General features: G+C 61.1%; 6 protein-coding genes. 1 reads left to right on the forward strand and 5 read right to left on the reverse strand.

Annotation, left to right across the window (positions count from 1 at the left end):
* The 5 genes from CAPSK01_RS18490 to CAPSK01_RS18510 form a co-directional block, all read right to left on the reverse strand.
* A partial coding sequence (locus CAPSK01_RS18490) for an HAD hydrolase-like protein (protein ID WP_273704052.1) occupies positions 1 to 439 on the reverse strand: 439 nt, incomplete at its 3' end.
* On the reverse strand, positions 432 to 1,130 hold the full coding sequence (gene ubiG, locus CAPSK01_RS18495) for a bifunctional 2-polyprenyl-6-hydroxyphenol methylase/3-demethylubiquinol 3-O-methyltransferase UbiG (RefSeq protein WP_034930432.1): 699 nt from the start codon (positions 1,128 to 1,130) through the stop codon (positions 432 to 434). The genes CAPSK01_RS18490 and ubiG, both read right to left, overlap by 8 nt.
* Before the next feature lie 72 nt (positions 1,131 to 1,202).
* The gene (gene ompA / locus CAPSK01_RS18500) at positions 1,203 to 1,889 is read right to left on the reverse strand and encodes an outer membrane protein OmpA (RefSeq protein WP_034930191.1); all 687 of its coding nucleotides are present in this window, start codon (positions 1,887 to 1,889) and stop codon (positions 1,203 to 1,205) included.
* A 79-nt stretch (positions 1,890 to 1,968) separates the two neighbouring features.
* The gene (locus CAPSK01_RS18505; RefSeq protein WP_034930194.1) at positions 1,969 to 3,294 is read right to left on the reverse strand and encodes a TRZ/ATZ family hydrolase; all 1,326 of its coding nucleotides are present in this window, start codon (positions 3,292 to 3,294) and stop codon (positions 1,969 to 1,971) included.
* A gap of 69 nt (positions 3,295 to 3,363) precedes the next feature.
* Positions 3,364 to 4,035 (reverse strand): OmpA family protein, encoded by a 672-nt coding sequence (locus CAPSK01_RS18510; RefSeq protein ID WP_034930196.1) that lies wholly within the window; start codon positions 4,033 to 4,035, stop codon positions 3,364 to 3,366.
* Between the two features lie 248 nt (positions 4,036 to 4,283).
* Here CAPSK01_RS18510 and CAPSK01_RS18515 point away from each other — a divergent pair, with 248 nt between their 5' ends.
* Positions 4,284 to 5,033, forward strand: a complete 750-nt coding sequence (locus tag CAPSK01_RS18515; protein WP_034930200.1) for an NAD-dependent deacylase — start codon at positions 4,284 to 4,286, stop codon at positions 5,031 to 5,033.
* Positions 5,034 to 5,329 lie beyond the last annotated feature (296 nt).

Genomic DNA, 5,329 nt, shown 5'->3' on the forward strand with positions numbered 1-5,329 from the left:
GCTGGGCGGCGGGCTTGGCACGCCGCGCAGAGTCGCCGCTGACCACGCAGGCGGCACGTTTGGCGTAACCCAATTGGTTCAACAGCGGCAGGGTGAAGCGTTGTGCCTTGTTGGTGATGATTCCCCACGGCGAACCGCGGCGCTCAAAGCCGCCAAGCAGTTCGTCAATCCCGGGGAAAACCGTCGTCTCGACGCAGATGCCCTGGCTGTAATAGTGCAGAAAGCGATCATGGAACTCCGCATAGTCCGGATCGCCCGGTTGCATGTCGAGCCCCGCCTTCAGCATGCCCCGGACGCCCTGCGAAGTGAGAGGACGCAACCGGGCCGCCGGAAGTGCTGCCAAGCCGAGATCAGAACGCAAGCGGTTGAGTGCCGCCGCCAGATCCGGAGCGGTATCGGCAAAAGTCCCGTCAAGGTCGAAGAGGACCGCTTCAAACATTCTTCACGGTGTGCAGCAGGTAATTAACGTCGCAGTCGCGGCCGAGAGTGTACCGTCCCGTCAAGGGATTGTAGGTCATCCCGCGCAAGTCAAGCACAGCGAGACCAACACTCCTGGCCCAGCGCAGCAGCTCCGATGGCTTGATGAACCTGGCGTAATCATGGGTACCCCTGGGCAGCATGCGCAGGACATATTCAGCGCCGATCACCGCCAACAGGTAGGCCTTCGGATTGCGGTTGATGGTCGAAAAGAATACATGCCCGCCAGGCTTGACCAGTGCAGCACAAGCGGCAATCGTACTGGATGGATCGGGAACGTGTTCGAGCATTTCCAGGCAGGTGACAACATCGTAGCTGCTTCCCTCCTGGGCAGCCAGTTCTTCGGCCGCAACCCTGCGATAGTCAACCACCTGTCCGCTTTCGAGCAGGTGCAGGCGGGCCACACTCAGCGCTTTCTCCGAAAGATCAATGCCGGTCACTGTCGCACCTCTTTCGCACATCCCTTCGGAGAGCAAGCCGCCGCCACACCCGACGTCGAGCACGCGCTTGCCGGCGAGTTGGCACTGGTCGTCGATCCAGTCCAGGCGCAGTGGGTTGATGTCGTGCAGCGGCTTGAAGTCGCTGCACGGATCCCACCAGCGATGCGCAGGCTGGCTGAATTTCTCGAGTTCGCTCTGGTCAGCGTTGATCATCGCACCTTGGGTACCCATCATTGCAAAGAAAAAAGCCCTGCGAAAGCAGGGCCTCCGGAAAACACCGGCGGATTACTTGGTGCCGATGAGTTCGATATCGACACGACGGTCAGGCTGCAGGCAAGCGATCGTCTTCTTGCTCTTTGGACCCGGGCACTGATCAGGCTTGGTGACCGGATTCTTCTTGCCCTTGCCTTCGGTGTAGATGCGGTTGGCCTCGATGCCCTTGCTGACCAGATAGGCCTTGACCGCAGCAGCGCGCTTCTCGGACAGTTTCTGATTATAGGCGTCGGAACCAAAGCGGTCGGTATGGCCAACGGCAATGATCACTTCGAGCTTGATGGCCTGAGACTTGGCGACCACGTCGTCAAGCTTGGCCTTGCCTTCTGGACGCAGTGTCGCCTTGTCGAAATCGAACAGCGCGTCGGCGGCAACCGTGATCTTGTCGCCCGCGGGCTTGCCAGGCGCCGGTGCGGCCGCCCCCGGCGCAGCTTTGGCGACGGCCGGCTCGCAAACTTCCTTGGGCAGCAAATCCTTGTCGCACTTGCAACCCGCCGGATCATTGGCCGCCGCAGCCGGGGTCCAGAAGCCGGTTCGCCAGCAGAGGCCGGTACCGCTCATCACGACTTCACCGCGTTGGTCGATGACGTATACCCGGTCCAGGGGAATCGAAGTCTGTGCATGAGCAAGCGAGGCGCCAAAGCCGACCGTGGCGGCGGTGAGCAAGGCCATCATGGAGTTTTTTGCGGTTCTGTTCATCTAGGTTTCCCCTCGTTAGTTGAAGCCTGCGGACGTGGTCCGCATGGCCTAATTGATGCCTCGTTGTTGACCGAACTCATCACGGACGAATTTTATTCTGCCACAAGAGGGCCAGTTTTATCAATCCAATTTCGTTGTTATCAACCAGTTGCCCGTTTTCAACGCGTATCCGACCCGCCACCCAAACCTCGGAAACATGCTCACGGCCTAGCACGTAGCTAAGATGTGAAACCGGGTCGTAACAGGGAACGAGGGCGACATCGTCCAGTCTGACGGCGCATAAGTCGGCCGCCTTGCCGCGGCTGATCGAGCCGATACACGCGTCGAGACCGAGCGCGCGGGCGCCGCCAAGAGTGGCCATGTGCAAGACCTGATGGGCATGGATGGCATCGGCGCGCCCGCTCTGTTCCTTGGCGAGCAGGGCGGCCAGACGCATCTCCTGGAAGAGGTCGAGGCGGTTGTTGCTTGCCGCTCCGTCCGTACCCAGACCCATGTTGACGCCCTGGGCGGACAGTTCCGTAATCGGAGCAATGCCGCTGGCAAGCTTGAGATTGGAACTGGGACAGTGCGCCACGGAACAGCCGTGCTGCGCCAGCAGTTCGATTTCATGGATATTCAGGTGCACGGCGTGCACGGCGATCAGGGCCGGACTGAGCAGACCGAGGCGGCGAAGACGTTCGATCGGGCGCACCCCGAAGCGCTGCAGGCTGTCGTCTAGTTCCTGGACAGTTTCATGCAGATGGAGATGAATCGGCAGTTCGATCTGTTCGGCCAGGGTCAGCACCCTGGCCAAACTCCTCTCGCCAACGGTGTAGGGAGCATGCGGGGCAAGGCAGAAAGACAGCAGCGGCTCGCCCAGCAACTGGTCCCGGACGGCCAGCCCTTTGTCCAGATAGTCGTCCGCATCCGCCGCATAGTTGCTCGGAAAGTCGACGGTGATGAGACCGATCGCGGCGCGCATTCCCGCAGCGAGCGCCGCCTCGGCGGCGGCCCGCGGGAAGAAATACATATCGTTGAAACAGGTGATGCCGCCACGCAGCATCTCGGCGCAGGCCAGCAGCGTACCGTCATGGACAAACTGTGCCGAGACATGCTTCGCCTCGGTCGGCCAGACGTGCTCCCGCAGCCACTGCATCAGGGGCAGGTCATCGGCCAGGCCGCGCAGCAGACTCATCGCGGCATGGGTGTGCAAATTGACGAGTCCCGGAATCAGCACGTGCTGCGCCAGGCGCTTGCGTATGCGTGGCGCAAAGCGGTCCGCCACCTCGTTCTGCGGGAGGAGGTCGATGATGCGGCCGTGATTGACGACCACGGCATGGTTTTCGAGAACCAGATCGGCCGGATCGACGGGAACGACCCAGCGTGCCTCGATGACGAGGTCGACGGGCGGCAAGGGCATGGTCATCGCGCAGGGATTCGAAAGACCTAAAAAAAACCCCGCCAGAGCGGGGTTTTCGGAGGCATTTCGCCGGAATTACTTGTTGCCGATGACTTCGATATCGACACGACGGTCAGGCTGCAGGCAGGCGATGGTCTTCTTGCTCTTCGGACCTGGGCACTGATCGGGTTTGGTGACCGGTTGCGTCTTGCCCTTGCCCGCGGTGATGACGAGGTTGGATGCGATCCCCTTGCTGACCAGATAGGCCTTGACCGCGGCAGCGCGCTTCTCGGAGAGTCTCTGGTTGTAGGCGTCGGAACCGAAGCGGTCGGTATGGCCGGTGGCCGTGATCAGCTCCAGCTGGATCGCCTTGGACTTGCTGACCACTTCATCCAGCTTGGCCTTGCCTTCTGGACGCAAGGTCGCCTTGTCGAAGTCGAACAGCGCGTCGGCGGCAACCGTGATCTTGTCGGCTGCAGGCTTGCTAGGCGGCGGCTGGGCGGCACCCGGCGCAGGCCTGGCGACAGCCGGCTCGCAGACTTCCTTCGGCAGCAGATCCTTATCGCACTTGCAGCCGGCCGGGTCCTTGGCGGCCGCAGCCGGGGTCCAGAAGCCGGTGCGCCAGCAAAGGCCGGTGCCGCTGACCACGACTTCACCGCGTTGGTCGATCACGTAGACGCGATCATTGGCGGTTTGGGCTTGCACGGAGCCAGCCGCCGCAAAGAGGCCGATAGAGGCCAGCAGGGTAGTAATGATTTTCGATTTCAAGATGTTCCTCCTCGATTAATCTCTGTTAGGTCCGAATGCGTGTAACGCGATGCGATTTTTGCGCAGTCAGGGGATTTAAGCATACAAACTTGATTTGCTTCAAGCATTGGCCTGGCATTGTGTGGCATTTATACAACGAACCAGGCCTTGTGGCCGCGCCAGTCGTGTTTTCGTGCTGCAGGGGCCGCAATTCCGTCGCTCTGCTGAACATGCGACAATCGCTGCAAGCTTTCACGAAGGAGAGGATCATGCAGAATCTGGAATCAATCGCTTCGCTCCTGCGCGAGGCGAGCGAAGTGGTCGTTTTTTCGGGCGCAGGGCTTTCCGCCGATAGTGGCATTCCGACGTTCCGCGATGGGGCAACCGGCCTGTGGAACAACGTCGACCCGGACGAAGTCGCCAGTATCGAAGGATTTCTGCGCAATCCGCAACGTGCCTGGAGCTGGCTGCTGCAACTGCGGAACCTGGTCGATGAACGGCGTCCGAATGCCGGCCATCACGCGATCGCCCGCCTGGACGACCTCTGTTCAGCACAGCAATTCACCGTGATTACCCAGAATATCGATGGCTATCACGCGCGCGCGGGGAACCGGCACGTCCTCGAAGTGCATGGCACCATCCACCGGGTGCGTTGTCACCGGCACTGCGGATTTCTCGCCAGCTGGAATCAGGACGCCCTTGAACCTTACGCCTGCCCGGCCTGCGGCGCGCCGGTTCGACCCGATCTGGTGATGTTCGGTGAAACGCTCGATGAAGCCGTCTTTACCGCTGCCGAGAGATCCAGCCTCAAGGCCGACGTATTCTTCTGTGTCGGCACCTCATTCACCGTGCAGCCCGCCGCCCGCCTGCCGCTGTGGGCGAAAAGCGCCGGTGCCGTGGTGGTGGAAGTCAATCCGCACCCGACGCCCTTGTCGGACGTTGCCGATTACTCGATTCGCAGTGGTTCATCGCAGTTCTTCAGCGCGCTCTGCACAACCCTCGAAGCTGCAGGCCACTGAGGCGTGCCAGAGCAGGCAACGAGCCCCCCGCTGGTTGGCTGTAAACGAGTGCAAATGTCGATCAGGACGGCCGATCAGCCGGCCTGATCGGCTATAATTCCGCTCCTTCGCCGCCCAGCCTTGATCGGCATGGGCAGACCCACCCACTTCAGAAGCCGAGTCGCGAGTCGCATTCCTTGTCATTTCCGCTTCCCCGATCGTCATTACCCGAAATCGGCGAAAGGCTTCAGTTTCCTGCGGGCTTTGCTGATGCCCTCCTGATCGCCCAGGCAGCCTCGGAAGCGAGTGCCGGCAGC

It is taken from the genome of Candidatus Accumulibacter vicinus (genome assembly GCF_000584955.1).
GTDB classification, from domain to species: domain Bacteria; phylum Pseudomonadota; class Gammaproteobacteria; order Burkholderiales; family Rhodocyclaceae; genus Accumulibacter; species Accumulibacter vicinus.

Excerpts from the sequence above, each read along its gene's own strand:
- ubiG (WP_034930432.1), bottom strand. The coding sequence starts at position 1,130 with ATGATCAACGCTGACCAGAGCGAACTCGAGAAATTCAGCCAGCCTGCG.
- ompA (WP_034930191.1), bottom strand. The coding sequence starts at position 1,889 with ATGAACAGAACCGCAAAAAACTCCATGATGGCCTTGCTCACCGCCGCC.
- CAPSK01_RS18505 (WP_034930194.1), bottom strand. The coding sequence starts at position 3,294 with ATGACCATGCCCTTGCCGCCCGTCGACCTCGTCATCGAGGCACGCTGG.
- CAPSK01_RS18515 (WP_034930200.1), top strand. The coding sequence starts at position 4,284 with ATGCAGAATCTGGAATCAATCGCTTCGCTCCTGCGCGAGGCGAGCGAA.